At 37.1% G+C, this 21279-nt stretch carries 25 protein-coding genes; 11 read left to right on the top strand and 14 right to left on the bottom strand.

Annotation, left to right across the window (positions count from 1 at the left end; genetic code table 11):
• Positions 1-133 precede the first annotated feature (133 nt).
• Complete coding sequence (locus tag AC0NJG_RS19810) at positions 134-1369, top strand: ammonium transporter (protein ID WP_087951652.1); 1236 nt, start codon at positions 134-136, stop codon at positions 1367-1369.
• Between the two features lie 120 nt (positions 1370-1489).
• On the opposite strand, the gene AC0NJG_RS19815 is transcribed toward AC0NJG_RS19810, so the two are convergent.
• The 11 genes from AC0NJG_RS19815 to asnB all read right to left on the bottom strand — a co-directional run bounded on the left by AC0NJG_RS19815 (position 1490) and on the right by asnB (position 14490).
• Positions 1490-2131, bottom strand: coding sequence for a helix-turn-helix domain-containing protein (locus AC0NJG_RS19815; RefSeq protein WP_087951651.1), 642 nt, complete (start codon positions 2129-2131; stop codon positions 1490-1492).
• A gap of 175 nt (positions 2132-2306) precedes the next feature.
• A complete protein-coding gene (locus AC0NJG_RS19820; RefSeq protein WP_074585542.1) occupies positions 2307-2543 on the bottom strand; it encodes a hypothetical protein in 237 nt (78 codons plus the stop codon).
• A 20-nt stretch (positions 2544-2563) separates the two neighbouring features.
• Complete coding sequence (gene ytaF / locus AC0NJG_RS19825) at positions 2564-3181, bottom strand: sporulation membrane protein YtaF (protein WP_016716855.1); 618 nt, start codon at positions 3179-3181, stop codon at positions 2564-2566.
• A gap of 114 nt (positions 3182-3295) precedes the next feature.
• A complete protein-coding gene (locus AC0NJG_RS19830) occupies positions 3296-3529 on the bottom strand; it encodes a hypothetical protein (protein WP_016716854.1) in 234 nt (77 codons plus the stop codon).
• Positions 3519-3815, bottom strand: a complete 297-nt coding sequence (locus tag AC0NJG_RS19835; RefSeq protein WP_000619723.1) for a hypothetical protein — start codon at positions 3813-3815, stop codon at positions 3519-3521. The genes AC0NJG_RS19830 and AC0NJG_RS19835 overlap by 11 nt, the downstream gene beginning before the upstream one ends.
• 13 nt (positions 3816-3828) lie before the next feature.
• The gene (locus AC0NJG_RS19840) at positions 3829-8367 is read right to left on the bottom strand and encodes a cation-translocating P-type ATPase (protein WP_173601727.1); all 4539 of its coding nucleotides are present in this window, start codon (positions 8365-8367) and stop codon (positions 3829-3831) included.
• A gap of 45 nt (positions 8368-8412) precedes the next feature.
• Positions 8413-8763: a YtxH domain-containing protein gene (locus AC0NJG_RS19845; protein ID WP_016716852.1), complete on the bottom strand. Its 351-nt coding sequence runs from the start codon at positions 8761-8763 to the stop codon at positions 8413-8415.
• Between the two features lie 785 nt (positions 8764-9548).
• A complete protein-coding gene (locus AC0NJG_RS19850) occupies positions 9549-9854 on the bottom strand; it encodes a hypothetical protein (protein WP_173601726.1) in 306 nt (101 codons plus the stop codon).
• Positions 9855-9969: 115 nt separating this feature from the next.
• The gene (gene katB, locus AC0NJG_RS19855) at positions 9970-11436 is read right to left on the bottom strand and encodes a catalase KatB (protein ID WP_001069174.1); all 1467 of its coding nucleotides are present in this window, start codon (positions 11434-11436) and stop codon (positions 9970-9972) included.
• A 59-nt stretch (positions 11437-11495) separates the two neighbouring features.
• Positions 11496-12455 carry a ferrochelatase gene (gene hemH, locus AC0NJG_RS19860; RefSeq protein ID WP_087994584.1) on the bottom strand — a complete coding sequence of 320 codons (960 nt, stop codon included), beginning with the start codon at positions 12453-12455 and terminating at the stop codon, positions 11496-11498.
• A gap of 187 nt (positions 12456-12642) precedes the next feature.
• The gene (asnB, locus tag AC0NJG_RS19865) at positions 12643-14490 is read right to left on the bottom strand and encodes an asparagine synthase (glutamine-hydrolyzing) (RefSeq protein WP_474063323.1); all 1848 of its coding nucleotides are present in this window, start codon (positions 14488-14490) and stop codon (positions 12643-12645) included.
• 239 nt (positions 14491-14729) lie between these two features.
• Here asnB and AC0NJG_RS19870 point away from each other — a divergent pair, with 239 nt between their 5' ends.
• Positions 14730-15284 (top strand): DUF2777 domain-containing protein, encoded by a 555-nt coding sequence (locus AC0NJG_RS19870; protein WP_087951648.1) that lies wholly within the window; start codon positions 14730-14732, stop codon positions 15282-15284.
• Between the two features lie 60 nt (positions 15285-15344).
• Here AC0NJG_RS19870 and AC0NJG_RS19875 read toward each other — a convergent pair whose 3' ends face one another.
• The gene (locus AC0NJG_RS19875; RefSeq protein WP_000233489.1) at positions 15345-15710 is read right to left on the bottom strand and encodes a YisL family protein; all 366 of its coding nucleotides are present in this window, start codon (positions 15708-15710) and stop codon (positions 15345-15347) included.
• 150 nt (positions 15711-15860) lie between these two features.
• On the opposite strand from AC0NJG_RS19875, the gene rocD reads away from it, so the two are divergent.
• Entirely contained in the window at positions 15861-17051 is a 1191-nt protein-coding gene (rocD, locus tag AC0NJG_RS19880) for an ornithine aminotransferase (protein ID WP_000616655.1), read from the top strand.
• Positions 17052-17157: 106 nt separating this feature from the next.
• Complete coding sequence (locus tag AC0NJG_RS19885; protein ID WP_087951647.1) at positions 17158-17442, top strand: hypothetical protein; 285 nt, start codon at positions 17158-17160, stop codon at positions 17440-17442.
• A gap of 35 nt (positions 17443-17477) precedes the next feature.
• On the opposite strand, the gene AC0NJG_RS19890 is transcribed toward AC0NJG_RS19885, so the two are convergent.
• Positions 17478-18377, bottom strand: a complete 900-nt coding sequence (locus AC0NJG_RS19890; protein ID WP_173601724.1) for a fumarylacetoacetate hydrolase family protein — start codon at positions 18375-18377, stop codon at positions 17478-17480.
• Between the two features lie 248 nt (positions 18378-18625).
• Here AC0NJG_RS19890 and AC0NJG_RS19895 point away from each other — a divergent pair, with 248 nt between their 5' ends.
• The 7 genes from AC0NJG_RS19895 to gerPF all read left to right on the top strand — a co-directional run bounded on the left by AC0NJG_RS19895 (position 18626) and on the right by gerPF (position 20887).
• On the top strand, positions 18626-18805 hold the full coding sequence (locus tag AC0NJG_RS19895; RefSeq protein WP_000462845.1) for an aspartyl-phosphate phosphatase Spo0E family protein: 180 nt from the start codon (positions 18626-18628) through the stop codon (positions 18803-18805).
• Positions 18806-18901: 96 nt separating this feature from the next.
• Positions 18902-19123 (top strand): spore germination protein GerPA, encoded by a 222-nt coding sequence (gene gerPA, locus AC0NJG_RS19900; RefSeq protein WP_001111187.1) that lies wholly within the window; start codon positions 18902-18904, stop codon positions 19121-19123.
• A gap of 14 nt (positions 19124-19137) precedes the next feature.
• Positions 19138-19344: a spore germination protein GerPB gene (gene gerPB / locus AC0NJG_RS19905; RefSeq protein ID WP_001012508.1), complete on the top strand. Its 207-nt coding sequence runs from the start codon at positions 19138-19140 to the stop codon at positions 19342-19344.
• Positions 19345-19411: 67 nt separating this feature from the next.
• Entirely contained in the window at positions 19412-20026 is a 615-nt protein-coding gene (gene gerPC, locus AC0NJG_RS19910; protein ID WP_087951645.1) for a spore germination protein GerPC, read from the top strand.
• A 6-nt stretch (positions 20027-20032) separates the two neighbouring features.
• A complete protein-coding gene (gene gerPD, locus AC0NJG_RS19915; protein ID WP_001102341.1) occupies positions 20033-20227 on the top strand; it encodes a spore germination protein GerPD in 195 nt (64 codons plus the stop codon).
• Between the two features lie 15 nt (positions 20228-20242).
• Positions 20243-20629, top strand: a complete 387-nt coding sequence (locus tag AC0NJG_RS19920) for a spore germination protein GerPE (protein ID WP_087951644.1) — start codon at positions 20243-20245, stop codon at positions 20627-20629.
• A 42-nt stretch (positions 20630-20671) separates the two neighbouring features.
• Positions 20672-20887 (top strand): spore germination protein GerPF, encoded by a 216-nt coding sequence (gene gerPF, locus AC0NJG_RS19925; RefSeq protein ID WP_001141566.1) that lies wholly within the window; start codon positions 20672-20674, stop codon positions 20885-20887.
• Positions 20888-20990: 103 nt separating this feature from the next.
• Here the strand turns inward: gerPF and AC0NJG_RS19930 are convergent, their stop codons facing one another.
• Positions 20991-21278, bottom strand: coding sequence for an RNA polymerase alpha subunit C-terminal domain-containing protein (locus tag AC0NJG_RS19930; protein ID WP_087951643.1), 288 nt, complete (start codon positions 21276-21278; stop codon positions 20991-20993).
• Position 21279 lies beyond the last annotated feature (1 nt).

Here is a 21279-nt window from a genome sequence, read left to right on the forward strand (position 1 = left end):
ACTCCATGTTAGATTTCCTAACATGATACATAAAGCTTTCTGAATTTTTAGTTGATTTTTCCTTTCATTTCGAATATGATATGAAACATAACAAATTGATGTTATTTTTTCTAACATTACAGGAGGAGAGAGAATGAATACGGGAGATACAGTTTTTATGTTTGTAGCGACAGTAATGGTCATGTTAATGACACCAGGATTAGCACTTTTTTATGGGGGTATGGTTCGCAGTAAAAACGTACTCAGTACAACAATGCATAGTTATAGCGCAATGGCTATCGTTTCGATTCAATGGATTATAATTGGTTATTCTTTATCATTCGGACCAGATTGGCACGGACTTATCGGCACACTCGATTGGTTCGGTTTAAACGGAGTTACCTACGCACCAAATCCAGACTACTCATCTACCATTCCTCACAATTTATTTATGATGTTTCAACTCATGTTCGCTATTTTAACTCCCGCTTTAATTTCAGGAGCATTTGCCGAAAGAATGCGATTTTCAGCTTTCCTTATTTTCATCCTTCTATGGACAACAATCGTTTACAATCCTGTCGCTCATTGGGTATGGGGCGTTGGCGGATGGCTAAGAGAAATTGGTGCGTTAGACTTCGCTGGTGGTAATGTCGTTCATATTACATCTGGCGTGGCTGGCCTTGTATTAGCTATTTTCCTTGGAAAACGAAAAAACATAAACGGTTCTTCTCCTCATCATTTACCATTTACGATGTTAGGAGCTGGTTTACTGTGGTTCGGCTGGTTCGGTTTTAACGTCGGAAGCGCATTATCTTTAAATGATGTAGCTTTAACTGCATTTATTAATACAAATATAGCTGCCGCTGCCTCTGCATTAACTTGGATGCTTTCAGAGTGGTTCTTCCAATCAAAACCGACTGCGATGGGAGCTGCTTGTGGCGTCGTTTCCGGTCTAGTCGCTATTACGCCAGCTTGCGGGTTCGTTACACCTTTCTCAGCTCTTCTTATCGGAGCAATTGGGGGCGTATTATGCTTCGGAGCGGTCTTTTTCTTAAAAACAAAATTTGGATACGACGATACACTCGATGCATTCGGATGTCACGGCATCGGCGGAACTTGGGGCGGCATTGCGACAGGACTATTTGCAACTACTGCCGTAAACGGCGATGGTGCTAACGGATTATTTTACGGAAACGCCGCGTTACTGTTGAAACAACTTGTAGCAATCGGCGCAACATATGCGTTCACAATCATCATGACGTACGCGATTATTAAAGCAATTAACTTCTTCCTCCCTGTCCGGGTAGATGAGCACGAGGAACATATGGGACTTGATATTTCAATGCATGGGGAGAAAGCTTATGAGTATGTAGAAAAATCGGCTAATTAAAACGAAAAAGGTGTACTCCGTTCTAACACGGGGTACACCTTTTTCGTATATTCATAACGATACAATTATCCCAAACTATTGGTATATAAATATCTTCATCTATCTATTCATATAAACATCTTATCTTTTCATTAGTGCATTTAAAACGAGTTGTACCGCAACCGCATCATCTAAATAGCCGATTGGAAATATATAATCTGGGATTACATCGACCGATAATATAAAGTAAATAAGCGCACTTCCCATTAAAGCAAGTTCTGCAGTCGTTCCTTTCTTCTTCGAAAATCTCTCGTACAATTCTTTCAAATCATTAATAAATGGGCCAATACTGCTTACCTTTTGAATCTTTTCAAGAAACCCCTTTTCAATTGTTTCTTTCCCTTCTTCTGTTTGCGAATATTGTTCATAATTCGCTAACTGCTGCTCTACATTCGATATACTAAACTTTTGATCATATAGCTGAGCAGATTCAAGTAAGTGTTCAATATTATTAATAGAAACGTGAATATCAGATTGCTCCTCCTGTTTCGTGTCAATAGAATAACCTGCCGCTACAAACAAATCACCTACCGGAACATCAAGGCTCTCTGCAAACTTTTGCAAATGCTTTGGATTCGCCTTTCGCTTACCATTTACAATCATTGAAATTGTAGCGGTATCAATATTAGTGAGCGCACTAAGCTTTCGCATCGATAAAGACTTTTCCTTAAGCAATTTTTTCAACAACAATCCAAGATTACTTTTTTCATGATCTTGAGACATATCTCATTCCCCTTTATTCACGAGAATAACCATAGTTATTATATGAAAAATAACTACATCACTATACATTTTATATTAACAAATTTTTCTGACCATTTACAAGATAGAAGTCCCTTTATATGTTTATATTTTGCAAACAAAAAAGCTATCTTATATTCAAGATAGCTTTTTAAAATTATTTTAACCATTTCCGTAATAATACAAATACACTACCGCAAATTATGTAAGAACTCACGAATATGACGATGGCCATAAAAAATGAATGATGTAGAGAAAAGGTTAGTATCATCAATAAGAAAGACACAAAGAGCAAATCTAATAAAATAAAGTATCCTGAAGTTAAAACACTTTCAACTAATTGCAACTCCGACTCTAACTCCGAATATTTTAGCCTTTTATACAGTAATCTCAATTTCACTCACCTTCTATGAATTAATCAAAAAATGCAGCAAACGCAATAACTAATAATAATGTTCCACTAATCAATGTTCCAAACTGACCTAAAGTGAATTTACCGATACGAACGTGAGCAATCTTTCTCCCTAACGCAACTCCACCCCATACCGTAATAAAACTACCCACTGCAGCGGCAATACAAATGGCAATTGGATTCAAACCGAACAACCCTGCTCCTAAACCATTCGTTAGTGCATTCGCAGACAAACCAATTCCAAGAAAAATAGACTCTACAAAACCGATTTCACCAGATTTACCGATATTTTTCGTTAAACCATTTATTTCTGTACTTGCCACTTCTCCCTCAGTCTCTTGCACCGGAACTTTACGAGGAATTGCTAGTAAAATAATTCGGAGACCAATTATCACTAATAAGAACGAACCGATTACAACAGGCATAATCCCAGGTAAAATTTTTGACAGCCATAAGCCAAAATATATTCCTACTACACTAAATAAAAAACAAATTATCGAAATAATAAAGTTTGATAGATGACTAATTTTTATATTTCGAATGCCGTAAGAAATTCCTACCCCTAAGTTATCGATACTTGATGAAAATGTTAATGCCAAGACCATCATCCATGCTGCCATTTCGTTCACCCCTTCGATTCATTAAACATTCCAGAATCCAAAGTGACATACATAGTACGGAATATGGATAAGGGAGACAACACTCCCTATATCCCTCTCAATTAACAATTCTTTTTAAAAACGAGGCAAAGTGAACCACTTCATTATATTCATGCGATTCACTTTTCCTTTTTCACGAACGGATTGAAAAATATCTCCCGTAAAAGATCCCATTTTAGTAGCAATCTCTTTTTGCATTTCTTTATTTTCTGATGCCACCTTTACACTCAAGTCTAGCGCCTGTTCAAAATGCTCTAACGCTTTTTCTAAATGGTAATCTACATTTTGTTCAACAGCTTTATGCGTCATTTCTTACTTCCTCCTTTTCCTCAACCTTTGCAGCTGCTTCTATTACCTCTTGCTCTTCAGCATGATCATCTTCAACATAAGAAAGCTCTTTCTCAAATTGTTTTTGCATTCTATCCATTTTCGCTTCTACAATAATATCTTCCACTTCTTCTTTAATCGTTTCAAAAGTAGACTTCACACCTTTTGCCCCTGATTCAACAAGTGGACGAAGTGTATTTCTTACAACAGGTAATAAAGCGGCACTTGCTAACGCTAAAGTAGATCCAATAACAATTTTTCGTATCATTTTCATTACTCCTTTACACTGTTTTTAATAATGCTAGTTCATTAACTGCCAATTTTTTTGAATCATCATTCTTATATGAAACTACATTAATAATAGGTTTTGAAATTTGAGATACTGTGCCCGCTACAAGAAGAACAGGTACCCATTGCATAAATGTCAATGGAACGGTATGGAATATACGAGCAAACGGCGGAACATATATAGCTGATAATAATACAAGCCAAGACGTTCCTAACGCTGTCACAAAGAAACGATCTTTTGACCAATCACGCATCGTTTCGTCCGATCCTTCTTGTCTCCAAGAGAACGTTTGAATAAGTTGACCTGCAACTAATGCAGCAAATGCTGATGTTTGCGCTACCGCAAGAGGCACGCCAGCTGCTAAGCTCATACCGAATAAAGCAAGTGAACCTGCTCCAAGCAGTATGCCTCGCGTTACAACCTTTTTGTATAGCTCTTTATCAACAATATCTTGACGTTTCGTTTGCTTCGTTTTGTTTCCAGGATTTACAGCTAAAATCATCGCTGGTAAAGCATCCGTAATGAGATTCATTAATAAAATTTGAATTGGCACTAACGGAATGGGCATTCCTGCAATAACTGCTGCACTTGTCACTAATACTTCAGCTAAATTTCCCGTTAATAAACACCCAACTGCTTTTCGAATATTACCAATGATCGTTCTACCTTCTTTTACCCCTTCCACAATGGAACCGAAATGATCTTTTTTCAATATAAGATCGGCAGCCTCTTTCGTTACTTCTGTTCCCGTTTGCCCCATTGCAATACCGATGTTCGCTTTCTTTATAGCAGGTGTATCATTTACACCATCCCCGGTCATCGCTACAATTTGACCGTCAGCTTGATATGCAGTTACTATGCGTAATTTATGGGCTGGCGTTACTCGCGCAAACACAGACGTGCTTTTCACGATATTTTCCAACTCTTCATCTGTTAAATTATCAATTTCTATCCCTGTTAAAACATGATCATCACGATTCCAAATGCCAGTCTGCTTCGCAATAGAGATCGCCGTAGTCGGATGATCCCCAGTAATCATGACTGGTTTTACACCAAGTTCAATCGCTTCACGAATACTCTCTTCTACTTCAGGTTTCGGCGGATCAATCATACCAACTAATCCAACAAAAATAAGGTCATCATTTTCACCATTACTATACGCAAAACCTAATACTCGCAGCGCCTGTTCTGCAAAACCTTCATTTTGTTGTAAAATCACTTCTTTTTCTTGATCACATAACGGATAGATTTCGCCATTATGTTGATACCATTTACATCTAGTAAGAATCGCCTCTACAGATCCTTTCGAAAACTTATAGATTGATTCATTTTCCTTACAAACGACACTCATAATTTTCGTCTCAGAGTCGAACGGTTCTTCATGATGTCGTTCAAATGATGTCATATCTTTTTGTGACACCCCCGCTTTAGAGGCCAAACTTAACAAAGCTCCTTCAGTCGGGTCACCTTTCACAATCCACTGATCCTCTTCTTGTTCTAATTTACTATTATTACAAAGGACACTAATTTGCAGAACGCGAACTAAATCTGGATGTTCTAATGGTGTGTTTTCACTTTCATGATAAGTCGCTTCTTCTACTTCCATCTCTACAGCAGCAGCGACTTTAGATGACGTTACATCCGAAATCTTACCAACTGGTTCATATCCGTCACCAGATACACCCCATACACGATTTGGTGTAGCGATCACTTTAACCGTCATTTCGTTCTTCGTAAGAGTACCTGTTTTATCAGAGCAAATAACCGTTGTTCTACCCAACGTTTCTAAACTGGAAAGCTTCCGAACGAGCGCATTTTGCTTCTGCATACGGAATATCCCTGCGCTTAAAGCGATTGTAATCATAATCGGCAAACCTTCTGGAACAGCTGATGCTGTAAGAGCAACTGACGTTGTAATCATTTGCGTAATTGGTAAACCACGTAGTAATCCCGCTACAAGTACAATACCACCAGCTACAAAAGCCCCTTTAATAAATGTTTTACTAATAGACGTCACCTTTTGCTGGAGTGGTGTAGGCTCTGTTTCTTCTCCTTTCATCAAGGAAATCATATAGCCCATTTCTGTACTCATCCCTGTTTCTACTACTATAGCTCTCGCTTTACCGCGCGTTACAGACGTACCCATAAAGAGCATATTATTCCGCTCCGCTAACGAACATTCTTCTCCTATAGCATCCACTTTCTTCTCAACAGGTAGAGACTCCCCCGTTAACATCGCTTCATTCACTTCCAAATTCCAAGAATGTATAGTACGAAGATCAGCAGGTACACGGTCTCCAGCCTGCAGGCAAACAATATCACCGGGAACAAGCTCACTACTTGCTATTTCTACTTCTTCTCCTTCTCGAAGTACTGTACAATTCGGCGCATGGAATTGATTTAAAGCTTCCACTACTTTTTCGGCCTTCCGCTCTTGAAGAGTTCCAATTACTGCATTGACAACGAGGATTATGCCCATTGCTAACCCGTCAAACACACCGCCTGATAATACAGACACTCCAGCTGCTCCAAGTAAAATAAGCGATGTAAACTCTTTAAATTGGCCCATAAATGAAACAATCCAAGGAACAGACTGCTTCGGTTCAATTGTATTCACCCCATACTTTTCTTGTCGCACTTGCACTTCTTGCTCACTTAATCCCTGCTGTTTCTCCACTTGTAAATCATTTATTACATCTTCTTGCGAGAGTGTATACCATTTAGTAGAAGGTTCTCTCACTGGCGAGTCGTTCTTATTCCCTATCTCTTTATTAGAAAAAATCTTCTCACTCACCCGCTTCGCCCTAGATAAAAATGTTAAAGATAGAGCATTCGCCATTAAAGCGATGACAGGTGCAGTAAATATAGACCAAACAGCCAACATCTCTCCAGCAATGTTCCACATTTTTGCTACTCGAAAATGTTCTTTCACCAATAAATCGATTCGTTCTGCATAGGCTATAGATTGAAATATATTTTTCATTTCATGGTGAGATACAGACGGAAATTCAATATCATTTTCACATACAAATAATACTTCTTCCCCATTCGAACGAATACGCTCTACACGCTCTACAACATCGCTATGTTGCCAACTTACATCAATACCGTATTGCGTAAGAACACTCTTATTCATATTCAAACTATTTTCCATAACAGCTATCGCACATTTATTTTCGTTTAACTTAAGAAAGATGTCTGCAAACTCAGGAACAATTGCTATTTTTGATCCAACTAACAATCCGAGGCACTTTTGACCTTTAGCAACAAACTGAACGTTAAATCCTTCTTTGCTCAGCCTCTTCGCTTCTAACACATACAGGCTTATATCTACACCATTTCGTTTTGCAAATACTTGACTACCGATAAAGGATGGAATTCCTTGTATATCACCTTTTATCCCTTCATCATCAACTTCAACTTCAAAAGCTTTCCTTAACGTTCTTCCTGTTTGCTTCGCTCGTTGCACAACCTCATCTTTCCAATCATGCTCACTTTTCTCTAGTAACGAAGCTGCGGTGCACCAAATTTGCCCTTTATCCTCTGAAACACAGCTAATCTCCGCTGCTTCATTACGGAATATACGAGACACATCGTCAAATACGACCGTTCTCGTTCGAGACAATTGAGATAATGACCCTTCATTTGGAATAACGTATCCTCTTTCTCGCGCAACGAGATCCCCTTGTCGCCACGCATACTCAGCAGACGAAACAGCAGGTTTTGGATTCGCAGCTAATAAAACCGCCATTCCGCGTAACGGATTTCTCGTAAATGCCCATGTTGCTCCGCCAAAAAACATGCCCCATTTCGATTGTCTTTCACTGTATGCTTTAATCTCCGGGGATAAAATCCTTTCTTTGTACGAATCTGTTTCTTCATTTATATTCGCCTGACTACGCTTCCAATTTAAATAGTTTAATAGACTAAGTCCCGCTAATACGATAATATTTTCTCGCGCAAGTGCTAGCGCTAGCGTTCCTATGCCAAGCACTAAATCAGAATTCACTTTTTTGCTAGCAACCATTTTTTTGAATCCTCGTTTAAGAAACGGATATCCTGTTACAACGGATAAAGCACCCGATACATAAAAAAGCCCTGGACTTCTAGCTAAAGCTGACCTTCCCATAAATAATTGTTTTATACCAAATGCACCTAATCCAGCGACAGAAAGCGCTAACGGTAACGGGACACCTTCACCTTTTTTCTCGTAAGAAATTACACTAGATGAAGAATCTTCTACTTTCTTCGTTTCTTCCATATTATTAAGGTTATTATTCTTTGTAATTTGTTCTTCTAGGAGTTTAATTATTTCACAAATTGTATGTAGAGAGGTCTTGTTGATATCGTAAGTAATAAGGGCTCTTCCTGTAGAAATAGAGGGACTTACTTGATAAATACCTTCCACGTCACGAAAACGTTCTACTATCAAGTTCGCCATATTTGTATTGTATTTCAGTTTATATATTTCAATTCGAATTCTTCCAGGTAACGATCGTATAAATCTCGTTTTCAATGATTTACTCTGCATCATCATCCTCCTTATTCTTGTAAATGAAATAACATCACTTACTATTTAAGGAGTAACAGGTAGGCTTTCATAATCTACACTCTCATTCGAATGATATGCATTTACACGAGATGCCCATTTTTCCTGGAATTTAGAAATTGTAATCGGCACTGCTTCTACTGCTCCGATAATCGGTGATACTGTTTTTACCGCCACTTTTCGTGCCGCTTCTTTCACTTTCGGCAGAGCTTCTTCCATTTCTGAACCAGCACTTTTCATTTGTTCTTTTGCACCGAGAAAAGCAGATACTGTTTTTACCGCTAATTTTCTTAACCCCGTTCTCGCTTTCGGTGACGCCAATATAACTGCTGCTACCCCAACAGCTATACCGATTGGTGATTTCATAAATCGAAACATGTACATTTCTCCTCACTTCATTATTTTTGAGTCTGTAAAATGAATCAATCCTATCCAAGCTAAGTAAACGTGTAATCCATTTTGTCACATCCTTTTTTTGTAAAAAGTATATATCGAGTATATATTTTCATTTGCATTATTTCAACAACTTATTAGTTTTTTGTAAATTTTATGTTAATTCAGAAAAATGTTTTGTGAACTTTTCTATTCTTATGCAAGTATACAGGTAATATATTCCACATTATTCTTGCTCAATTATTGAGATTATATTGAGAATTCGTTTTGTTTTTTTACAAATCACAAACTAAGACATGCACTTTTACGAAACAAATTTTATATACTATAAAAAATGCCTCAGGGAGTGATTTTCATGAGCTTATCCTATTGGAAATACGCAATTCTTAATCATATCACTACAAATTTTCGCACCTTCTTATTTAATATCATTGTCGCTATTTTAGGTGAAATCGCACTTTTCCTCGTCCTCAGTTTTGTCCCAAAAAGATTTCATAAATTTTTCGCATAAAAAGGCCTGAGTTCCTATCTATTGTAGAACTCAGGCTGCTTAGCTTTATTGAATGTAGGGGAACCGTTACATAGTGTTTATATTCGCATCTTGAAATACCCCATCTAGTATTGGGTAGAATATATCGGCGATTATTCGGATATATCGACGATTTTTCAAATATATGAGCGATTATTTCAATATATCGACGTTTCGACACAGGATATCGATTTACCAACAAACTTCGACATGACTTAAACGTAAAATACACCCGTGTCACTCACGAATCACCATACTTACTTTTATTCAAACTTAATATAATAAGAAATGCAATCGCTATTACAGCTAAAAAACGAACGGGATTAAACGGTGTTCCTACCGTTTCATTAAAACGATGATAAATAAAAGGGATCATCTCAAGTACCATTAGCCCCATTGCAATTTGAAACGTCTCTGCCATCGCTTTATTTTTTATAAATACAGCACGCTCATCACCTTGTTTCCCAATTGCTATAAACATTTTTATAATAGCAAACACTACAAATAAAAAGACACTTAACGCAATAATAAAAATCAAAACAGCCATCAAAATACACCTCTTATATGTAAAACTTATTTGACAAGAGTATAACACCTTTTACCCCTCATGTAAAATATCTTTTACACAAAAAGACGACCGTTAAACGGTCGTCTTTTCCAATTTATTTCGGAGCATTTCCTACATATTGCGTAATATCAACATTTAATGATTGTGCTAAGCGCATACCGTACTCTTGATCTGCACGGAAGAAGTTACAAACAGCTAGTAATTTCGTGCGTTCATTTACGTCTTTTAAGTCATTTGTTAAGTTTGCAATTAAATTGTCTTGCTCTTCTTTAGAGAATGAACGGTAACGCTCACCTGCTTGTTTGAAATCATTTGGTTTGTCAATTTTCTCACGAGATACATAGCCTTCTACTTTCATAGTTGAATCGCGGTAAGCTGGGTCTTCAACTGGATTTTCAGCATGACGGCTCGGTTCGTAGTTGATTGTAGATGGGTTTTGATTGATTTGCATCGCACCATCACGTTGTTGGTTATGAACAGCTGCATATGGGCAGTTTACAGGAATTTGTAAGTAGTTTGCACCAAGGCGATAACGCTGTGTATCTGGATAAGAGAATAAACGACCTTGTAATAATTTATCTTCAGATGGTTCAATACCATTTACTGTTGCACTTGGAGAGAACGCCACTTGTTCTACTTCAGCAAAGAAGTTTTTCGGGTTACGATTTAACGTCATTGTCCCTACTTCCATTAATGGGAAACGATCTTCTGGCCAAACTTTCGTTGGATCTAACGGATCGAAATCTAAAGAATCCGTTTCTTCTAATTGCATTACTTGTACGTGTAAATCCCACTTCGGATAATTTCCTTTTTCGATTGCATCGAACAAGTCACGAGTTGCATGGTTGAAGTCTTTTCCTTGTACTTCTTGCACTTCTTTTGCACTTAAGTTACGTACACCTTGCTGTGGTTTCCAGTGATATTTAATGTAGACAATTTTACCTTCTGCATTAATCCATTTAAATGAGTGTACACCGAAACCTTCCATTTCACGATAGCTCGCTGGTGTACCGTAATCAGAAAATACCCATGTCATCATATGTGTAGATTCTGGGCTTAACGTCATGAAATCCCAGTAACGATCTGGTGTTTGAATATTTGTATCAGGTGCTGGTTTTAAAGAATGCACCATATCAGGGAATTTAATTGCATCACGAATGAAGAAGACCGGTAAATGATTACCTACGATATCATAGTTTCCTTCTTCTGTATAAAATTTAACAGCGAACCCACGCGGATCACGAGCTGTTTCTGGAGAACCTTGACCATGAATAACCGTTGAAAAACGAACAAATACAGGCGTTTCAGTTCCTTCATTTTGTAAAAATGCTGCTTTCGTATATTGCTTCATGCTATTTTTCGTAACGAATACACCGTGAGCACCTGCACCACGTGCGTGTACAACACGCTCTGGAATACGTTCACGATCAAAGTGAGCCAATTTTTCTACTAAATGATAGTCTTCTAATAATACCGGTCCACGGCGACCAGCTGTACGAGAATTTTGATTGTCTCCAACCGGAGCACCTTGGTTTGTTGTTAAGCGATTATTTGGATTCATCTAGGGGGATCCTCCTCTTTCTTTCATAGTAATTATTATTTATTTGAAATTATTATAAATTAATTATTATTCAAAATTAGATCTTTGTCAACTACTTCTTTCATTTTTTTGGAAACAATTTCAGTTAAGCAATCGATAAATATAGATTGTGCATTCGGCATATTCGGTCTAAAATACGTAGCATTTATTTCATCCGTTACAACTTTACACTCGTAATCGTTGTCATATAAAACTTCTAAATGCTCTGCCACAAAGCCAACTGGGCAATATATGAAAGATTTATATCTATGCTCTTCAAATAAATCTCTCGTTAAATCTTGCACATCCGGTCCAATCCATGGATCAGGTGTATTTCCGGCGCTTTGCCAACCAATTGTATAGTTTTGGATGTTTGCAGCTGCTGCGATTAAATCCGCTGTATGCTGTAATTGCTCCACATAAGGGTCACCCGCTGCAATAATTTTTTCTGGTAAACTATGCGCCGAAAAAATTACGATTGCTTTCTCTTTATCTTCAATTTTTGTAAATGTTTCTTTTATTTGATCTGCCCAATACGAAATAAACTTCGGTTCATCGTACCATTGTTCAATCGGCTCAATAACAGGACCACCTATTTCCTCCGAGAGACGAATTGCACGCTCGTTATATGCCTTAATGCTAAAGGTAGAATAATGCGGCGCTAATACGATACTAATCGCTTGTTCAATTCCATCACGTTTCATCTCTTCTACTGCATCTTCTATAAACGGAGCAGTATGTTTTAAGCCTAAGTAACAATTAAATTCATACTCTGTAAACATATTATTCATTGAGTCTGTTAATTTATGCGCTTGCTCTTTCGTAATTTTTGCAAGCGGTGAAATTCCGCCAATTGCTTTATAGCGCCCGATTAAATCTTGGAGCGCTTCTTCGGATGGCTTACGCCCATGACGAATATGTGTATAATATGCCTCTACTTCATCTAATGAATCCGGCGTTCCATACGCCATTACGAGTAAACCTATTTTTTTCTTTTTCATCTATATAACACCTCAATTTTATAAATGAGAATCTTTTTCAAGAACATTTGTTTCCAATTATACCAACTAATAATAAGTACGTCAAAATAATTATTCTAAATAAGTATTATTTCTAATATGATTTTGAATTTTATATGACAATTTTTTTAATAAAAAGCGACTTACACAAAAGTAAGTCGCTTTTCTTCTATTCCTTAATATTTACCCCATATTCTTTAAACCAAACATGAATTTGCGCTAAATGAGCTAAAAGTTGAGGACCAGTCATTAATTGACCGAACCAAGGGGATTGAAATGCACTGCCGCCTGACTCAATTAATCCGCTCAGCTGCTCTTTATCAAATAGTTCGTGTAAAATTGAGCCTTTATCCGTTAATAAATCTTGTAGCCATACTGTTACTGCTTTCGTATAGTGCGGATTATGTGTTTTCGGATACGGACTCTTCTTTCTATATAAGATTTCATTTGGAAGTAATCCTTCTAACGCTTTACGTAATAGACCTTTTTCGCGATTTTTATACATTTTCATTTCCCAAGGAATATTCCAAGCATATTCGACAAGTCGGTGATCCGCAAACGGAACCCGTACCTCTAAGCTTGCACCCATACTCATACGGTCTTTTCTGTCTAATAATGTTGTCATAAACCATACCATATTTAAATAAAATAATTGTCGTCTCTTTGCTTCAATTGGGCTTTCTCCCTCTAAAATAGGAACTTCTTGAATGGACTCTTCATAGCGCCGCTGTACATATTGTTGTAAGTTTAATTTATTTCTCCATTCTTTCTTTAGCAGTTGTTCACGTGCTTCTGTAGAGCGCATCCACGGAAATGCACTCGATTGTAAATCATCCTCTCTATAAAACCACGGATAACCACCAAATATTTCATCTGCACATTCCCCAGATAGACCGACGACAAAATCTTGTTTAATCTCTCGACAAAACCATAATAATGACGAATCAATATCTGCCATACCAGGTAAATCGCGAACGAACACTGCTTCTGTTAAATACTGCGCTAATTGTTCATTTGAAATGACGCAGCGATGATGGATTGTTTGAAACGTTTCAGTCATCAAATGAATAAATGGTGCATCTGAATTTGGCTGAAACGCATTCGCTTTAAAGTATTTGTCATTATCTTCGTAATCAATAGAATACGTGTGTAATTGCCCTTTTCCCGATCTCTCGTATTCTTTCGCTGCGATAGCTGTAATAGCGCTCGAATCTACACCACCTGATAGAAAAGTGCACAGTGGTACATCAGAAACGAGCTGCCTTGTAATGGCATCTTGTAATAAAAAACGTGTTTTCTCTACTGTTTCTTCAAAGGAGTCTTCATGCTTTTTACTTTCTACATTCCAATATCTCCATATACATAAACCGTTCTTTGAAAATGTCATCGCATGACCTGGACGTAATTCTTTTATACCAGCATAAATACCGTGGCCAGGCGTTCTTGACGGTCCGAGTCCGAATATTTCTGATAATCCTTCTAACGTTACTTCCGCCTTCACATCTGGATGCGACAATATCGCTTTTAACTCCGAACCAAATAATAAGCGCCCGCTATCATATTTATAAAAAAGTGGCTTTACACCTAATCGATCTCTCGCGATAAATACTTGTTCTTTCTGTTCGTCCCATACTGCAAACGCATATATACCGTTTAAATGATCGACACATTCTTCTTTCCATTCAATATAAGAAGCTAATAATACTTCTGTATCAGAATGACCTTTGAACGTATATCCTCTTCTTAATAATTCCTTTCGAATGTCTTCTGTGTTATAAAGTTCACCGTTATAGCAAATGGCATAATTCGTTTCATCTTTTAAACAAGTCATCGGCTGTTTACCACCTTCAGGATCAACAACGATTAACCGTTTATGTCCAAATGCGACATTGCCTTTAATCCAAACTTTATTATCATCCGGCCCACGTTTGGCTAACGTCTCAGCCATCTTCGTAACGACATCTCTTTCTCCTTCTAATGAGCGTTTATAATCCACCCATCCTGTAATCCCGCACATATAAATCATCCTTCCATCTTATTTCTTTTCTTGAACGTGCAGTAATCCCCACCCTAAGAGTGCGGATCAAAAAAATGAAAAACTTGACGATAACCTACTATCCACATATGGAATAGCATTTTCACTCAGTAAAACGTGTTTTATTGTATGCCCACCTATGTCTATATGTGTCTAGTTATAAAGAATGCACGAACTGTCTATAACAGGAATAACTACTTTTCATAAAGGAGAAATCGTGTATGATACAACGTAAACATATTTTATATAATCAGCCCCGCGCTCATACGGTCGGTAATGTAGAATATATAAACAATGAATGGGTATTCTTTGATGATGAAAATGAGGAAGCATTTTTATTAGAAGAGATTGCCGAAGATGGGTTTGAAATTTTGTATAATAACAATTGGCTACCAGCCCGTTTCTATGAACAAGATGTATTACAAATCGCCAACGAACAGCACCATTTACAAAATGGGGAAATGATACGCATTCGTAAAAAATTACTCCTTAGCTATACGGAATGGCTTGAGGAATTACCTGACTCTGTCTTTGCCTTATTAACAGAGGCATTGCAATCACTTCATTACTCTTTATATGATTGCATGTATTGTCATAATTATTTATCCTTTTTACCGAAAGAGGAAGCATGCGAAGGAGTAAATATTCTTTTATTTGATAACGAAGAGATGATTTGTACACTACAGCACCATTTCGTTCGTCACGCTACGTCAAATAAAAATATGTTTCGTTTTACAAAAGCGAACGGAGAAGAGTTGCATATCGATGCGACATAAAATAAAAAACCACCTTATCTCCCAAGTCTTTGAGATTATAAGGTGGTTTTATTTTCTTTATTAGAATACTTTCCAACCAATCGGTAATTTCAGCCCTAGATAAATTACCGCTACTAGCGCGACAATAAATAAGCCCCAAACCGCCCCTGTTGGTTTGTTTTTGCTCATTTTTACAAGAACCATTTCCATTCCACCGATTACTAATATACCAGCTAACATTTTTAAACCGTACCACATGTGCATGCTACCTGTTGCTGTTTTCACAATACTCATGTACAACATGAATCCTGTCACAATAATGAAGATATACATTAGGCGAAGCCCCATATGTACACCTTTACCTTTTCTTCCTGCTGAATAAAGTGAATACGCAACGAAGAATAAAATTAAACCTAACGCCCATGCTGTAATATGCATATGTACCATCGTATCCCTTGCCTCCTCTTTTCACACTTTTTCACTCTATATGATAACATGTTCATTTATTTTCAGGAAATGTTTCGCTTTTTTACATTTAAATGCTATAATATTTAGAGTATTTACAAACTTCTTGTAATAACAAAAGGGGGAACAATCATGATTCAAACTAAGGATATTATCGAACTTACAGACACATACGGGGCAAATAACTATCACCCACTTCCAATCGTTATTTCTAAAGCAGAAGGCGTTTGGGTAGAAGATCCTGAAGGAAACCGCTATATGGACTTATTAAGTGCATATTCTGCAGTAAACCAAGGTCATCGTCACCCAAAAATTATTAACGCTTTAATTGACCAAGCTAATCGTGTTACGTTAACTTCTCGTGCTTTCCATAGCGATCAATTAGGTCCTTGGTACGAAAAAGTTGCGAAACTAACAAATAAAGAAATGGTACTTCCAATGAATACAGGTGCAGAAGCTGTTGAAACTGCAATTAAAACAGCTCGCCGATGGGCTTATGATGTGAAGAAAGTAGAAGCAAACCGTGCTGAAATTATCGTTTGTGAAGATAACTTCCACGGACGTACGATGGGTGCTGTTTCTATGTCTTCAAACGAAGAGTACAAGCGTGGATTCGGTCCAATGCTTCCTGGTATCGTTGTAATTCCTTATGGTGATTTAGAAGCGTTAAAAGCTGCTATTACACCAAACACAGCTGCATTCATTTTAGAGCCAATCCAAGGTGAAGCAGGAATTAACATCCCACCAGCTGGTTTCTTAAAAGAAGCTCTTGAAGTATGTAAAAAAGAAAACGTTTTATTCGTAGCAGATGAAATCCAAACTGGCTTAGGCCGTACTGGTAAAGTATTTGCTTGTGACTGGGACGGTGTAACTCCTGACATGTACATACTTGGTAAAGCACTTGGCGGCGGCGTATTCCCAATCTCTTGCGTTGCAGCAAACCGCGACATTTTAGGGGTATTTGAGCCAGGTTCTCACGGTTCTACATTCGGTGGTAATCCACTTGCATGTGCTGTTTCTATCGCAGCTCTTGAAGTGTTAGAAGAAGAAAAATTAACAGAGCGTTCTCTTCAATTAGGTGAAAAATTAGTTGGACAATTAAAAGAAATTGATAACCCAATGATTACTGAAGTTCGTGGTAAAGGTTTATTTATCGGTATCGAATTAAACGAGCCAGCTCGTCCTTACTGTGAACAACTAAAAGCAGCGGGTCTATTATGTAAAGAAACACACGAAAATGTAATTCGTATCGCACCACCTCTAGTAATCTCTGAAGAAGATTTAGAGTGGGCATTCCAAAAAATTAAAGCGGTATTATCGTAATAATAGAGAGACTGTCCTACATGTTAGGACAGCCTCTTTCTTTTTTTAATAGTTTATCGTAAAGTAAATTTTAATATTCTGTTTATTTTACGAAGGGGGTAGTTGTATGCTTTTGAAATATGGAAAACATATTAACTATTTAGCTACTATTCTCATTTCCATTACATTCATCGGATTCTTATTATCCACAACGTTACTTAGTCACTATTCAACACCTCATACATTCATGCTACTTAAAATCTCATTTTGGGCTGCTGTTTTCCTTACAGCTATCGGGTTTGGTCGCGAAAGAAGTTCTCTTGCCGTTATACTAATTGGGATTTATACATTAATACTCATTGGATTATATATTTTCGCTATTTTAGATTTTTTCAATATTCCATGGCCATAAAAAAGACCTATCTATTAATAAGATAGCTCTTTTCTTCACTTCACTACATTTCGCAAAGTACCAATTCCTTCTACTGTAATGACTACTTCATCACCAGCATGCAAAAACTTCGGTGGTGTGAAACCTTTTCCAACACCAGCCGGGGTTCCTGTTGCGATAATATCTCCTGGTTCTAATGTCATTCCTTTACTTATCGTTGAAATGATTTCTTCTATTGAAAAAATCATTTTATTTGTATTTGAAGTTTGTCTTACTTCCCCATTTACTACCGTTTCAATGTGTAACGCATTTGGCGCATTAATCATCGATTTATGAATTAAATACGGTCCCATCGGACAAAATGTATCGAAACTTTTTCCAAGGAAAAATTGTTTATGCTTCCTTTGAATGTCGCGAGCAGTTATATCATTTATAATGGTATAACCAAAAACATGCTCAAGTGCTTTTTCTTTTTTTATTTGTTTCCCTCGCTTACCAATGATGACAGCTAGTTCTCCTTCATAGTCTAGTTCATTCGTTGCGTGGGGATGACTATTAATTTTTTCATCCATTCCAATAACTGTCGTTGGCGCTTTTGTAAAGATCATTATATTTTCTGGAATTGACTCTACTCCGCCCATTTCTATCGCATGCTCACGATAATTTTTTCCAACGCACAAAATATTCTTCCTTGGCCTTGGAATTGGTGCTAATATTTTCACCTCAGTTAACGGGTAATACGCGGTTCCTTCATTTTCCTTCGCCCAATTGACAATATCACACATTTTTTCAACACATTCGGTTCCTCTTTCAATACACTCTAACATTGTAATTGGAATCGTAACCTTTTCCCCTTTTTGTCTTTGCGCTTCTCTTACATGCAATACCTTTTCTTCCTCTTCATCCACAATACCTACAAATACCTTTTCATCTTTTTTCGCCGTTACCAAACGCAATATTTCCACTCTCCATCCTAAAACTCATACACTTTAATTGTATTCGCATCCGTAAGAAAAAAACCTTCTCATACACGCTAATTTTTACAATATTCTTCTTATATCCGATTTGTTACTCCTTTATCATTTGGCATAAAATGTAGAAATTTTACTTTTTTTAGCGAATGCATTTCTTTTTTATGTTTTTTTTGTATAATATGTACTACATAATATACTAAAAATTTCATTTAGAGATGGAGCCGATTTCAATGTTTGAGCAAGCGATTGAAAAAAAACGTGAAAAGATGATTTATTTTGCTGAACGCTACGGAATGACTTCTCAAAAAACAGTGGATTGTAGCCAAGAACTGGACAGGCTCTTAAATGTAATTTGGCATGTACATACGGATTTTCACCCTAATCAAACACTCGATACACACACGCAATAACGTGTGTGCTTCTTTTATTTCAAAAAAACACACATTTTATTGAAAACGCCCATACAATAGTAGAAAAGAAAACTTTAAAAACGAAAGGTGTTTTGTATGCCAGCTATGGTCGGACATATTCGTATCGTCAATATTGGATCAAGTGGTATTTTTCATATTGGAGATGTATTTGCGATTAGGCCTATTAGTTATTCACGTGCTTTCGCCGGGGCCGGCTCTTTTAATGTTGGAGATAATGTTTCTGTCTACAATTATCAAAGTGCAACGACTGTTAATGACTCAGACGTAATTGATCAAGCGATAATTGGTTCAACTTAGAGGAGGCGATTGTATTGAATTTTTATGTAAACCAAAGTATCATCATTAACAGCATTAAAATTGATAGCATTACAACCTCTTCTGTATTCCAAATTGGTACTGCTGGAAGTATTAAAGCTCTATCTAAATTCTCAAATACTGGCGGATTTACAGAGCCCCTTCGCCCATTACAGGCGAAAGGACAAATTATTTCTATTAAACCATCAACTAGTTCTTCTTAAGACATCCTTGTCATAAATATATAGCAGGAATATATTTACCCTCCCTATTGAAAAGGAGGTTTCACAAATGAATCAAGATATATATACTTACTTATACCAACTTCAGCAAGCTCTTCAAACACAACAAACAGCCATCCTAAATTTAGAAGATCAAGTGCGCCAACTCCAAGAAGAGCTTAACGAATTAAAAAATCGCCCCTCCTCTTCTGTAGGAAAAGTGGAATACAAATTCGATCAATTAAAAGTTGAAAATTTAAATGGCACTTTAAATATTGGTTTAAATCCGTTTTCAGCAAAAGGACAGCAAATTGAAGACTTTCAAGTGGATACAGAAACTTTGAAAGTCAACCCTGAAACTGACACAAATCCAGACTTTTACCAAGGCATCCTTCAAGAAATGCATCGTTACTTAGATGAAGAAGCATATAATCGAATTCTCCATTTTGAACAAGAAGAGAGAACGCCGCTCGATGAAATGTATCGACAAATGATGGTTGATGACATAAAGAAACAGATGGAGCATAGACTTCCTTATTATTTATCACAAGCGCAATCACATGAAGGGATTTCAACAGATCCAGATTATTTACGAGATATCATTATTCAAGCAATGAAACATGATATCGACAAAGCCTTCCTCTCTTTTATTCAACACATACCGGGCAATTTCCGAAAGGAGTAAGTATGTATGAATGTTAACGTTGTAAATCGTGAATTAAAAGTCGGACAGATTAAAATGAACGGTGTATCATCGTCCGCACTCTTTTTAATTGGGGATGCAAATTTCCTCATACTATCTTCTATTCTTGATACACCATTCGAAACTGTTACAGAGGGCCCATTTGTACCATTAGTCACAGATGTCCCTCCTACTCCAGGTTAAGGAGACTGAGAAATTATGTTACATCATGTGTCTGTTGTCCAAAATGTTTCTATTATTTCTTTAGGGATTGCTGCCGTATTTCAAGTTGGAGATGCAAATCAAATGGAATTAAAAAGTAGAGCTCTTGCCGTCCACAGAGAAATCCCTTGTTATATAAAAGGGGAAGGTCGCTTAGATGCATTTGAAATTTTTACAGATGAACACATCACAATCCCAAAAAGAACGACAGATGTAAAACTAAACATTGTAAATGAATGTCCTTTTATCGAAGTGAATGATGTTGAATTACGAACACTTTTAAATTCTGGCTGCTTTCAAATTGGAAATGTTGATTATGTTTTTAATAACTCTCGTATTATGCAAATCCGTCAATATATTACGGATGAACCTTCCGCTCCATAATTCATATAGTAATTAAAAAGCTTAGTAAAGTAGGTGGATGGTATGCCTTCCGTTGTTGGAAATCTCGTCGTTCAAAACAGTAATGGTTCTTTCAATTTAGGGGATTTTTATAACGTGTCTCCGAAAGAAAATACGAAAGCTTATAATGGTTCCGGAGCTTCCAATGTTGGATTTGTCGTGAATACGTTTAACGGTGTTAGTGCAACAAATACATTTGATTCTGATGTGGCCGATCAAGATCAGATTGGAACAGCGTAATGAAAGGGCTGCCCTGTGATTCCCCCTTATAGGTAGATAGTAAAAGAGTCCATCTAACTGATGGACTCTTTTCTATTTCGTCTAGAAGAGCATAATACTCTTTTTATTTAAATGATAATCCTTGTTCCTCCAAAGCTTTTTTAAGCTTTGGCATCGACGCAGGTCCCATACCATGCAGCTTTAAAATTTCTTTCTCACTATACTTTGAGAGTTTTTCTACAGTGTGAATTCCATGATGTTCTAGTGCCCTTCTTGCTGGTGCTGAAAGAAAAGCGAGAAAACCTTCTTTCGGCGCTCTCTCGTTCTCACAGGTTGGGCAAGTTGGACAATCGCTACTTTTGTAGTATTCATGTCCTTTTTCACACGTTCTTAACGTTTTTTCCGTTACCATT

This window comes from Bacillus sp. SSR7, assembly GCF_055902415.1.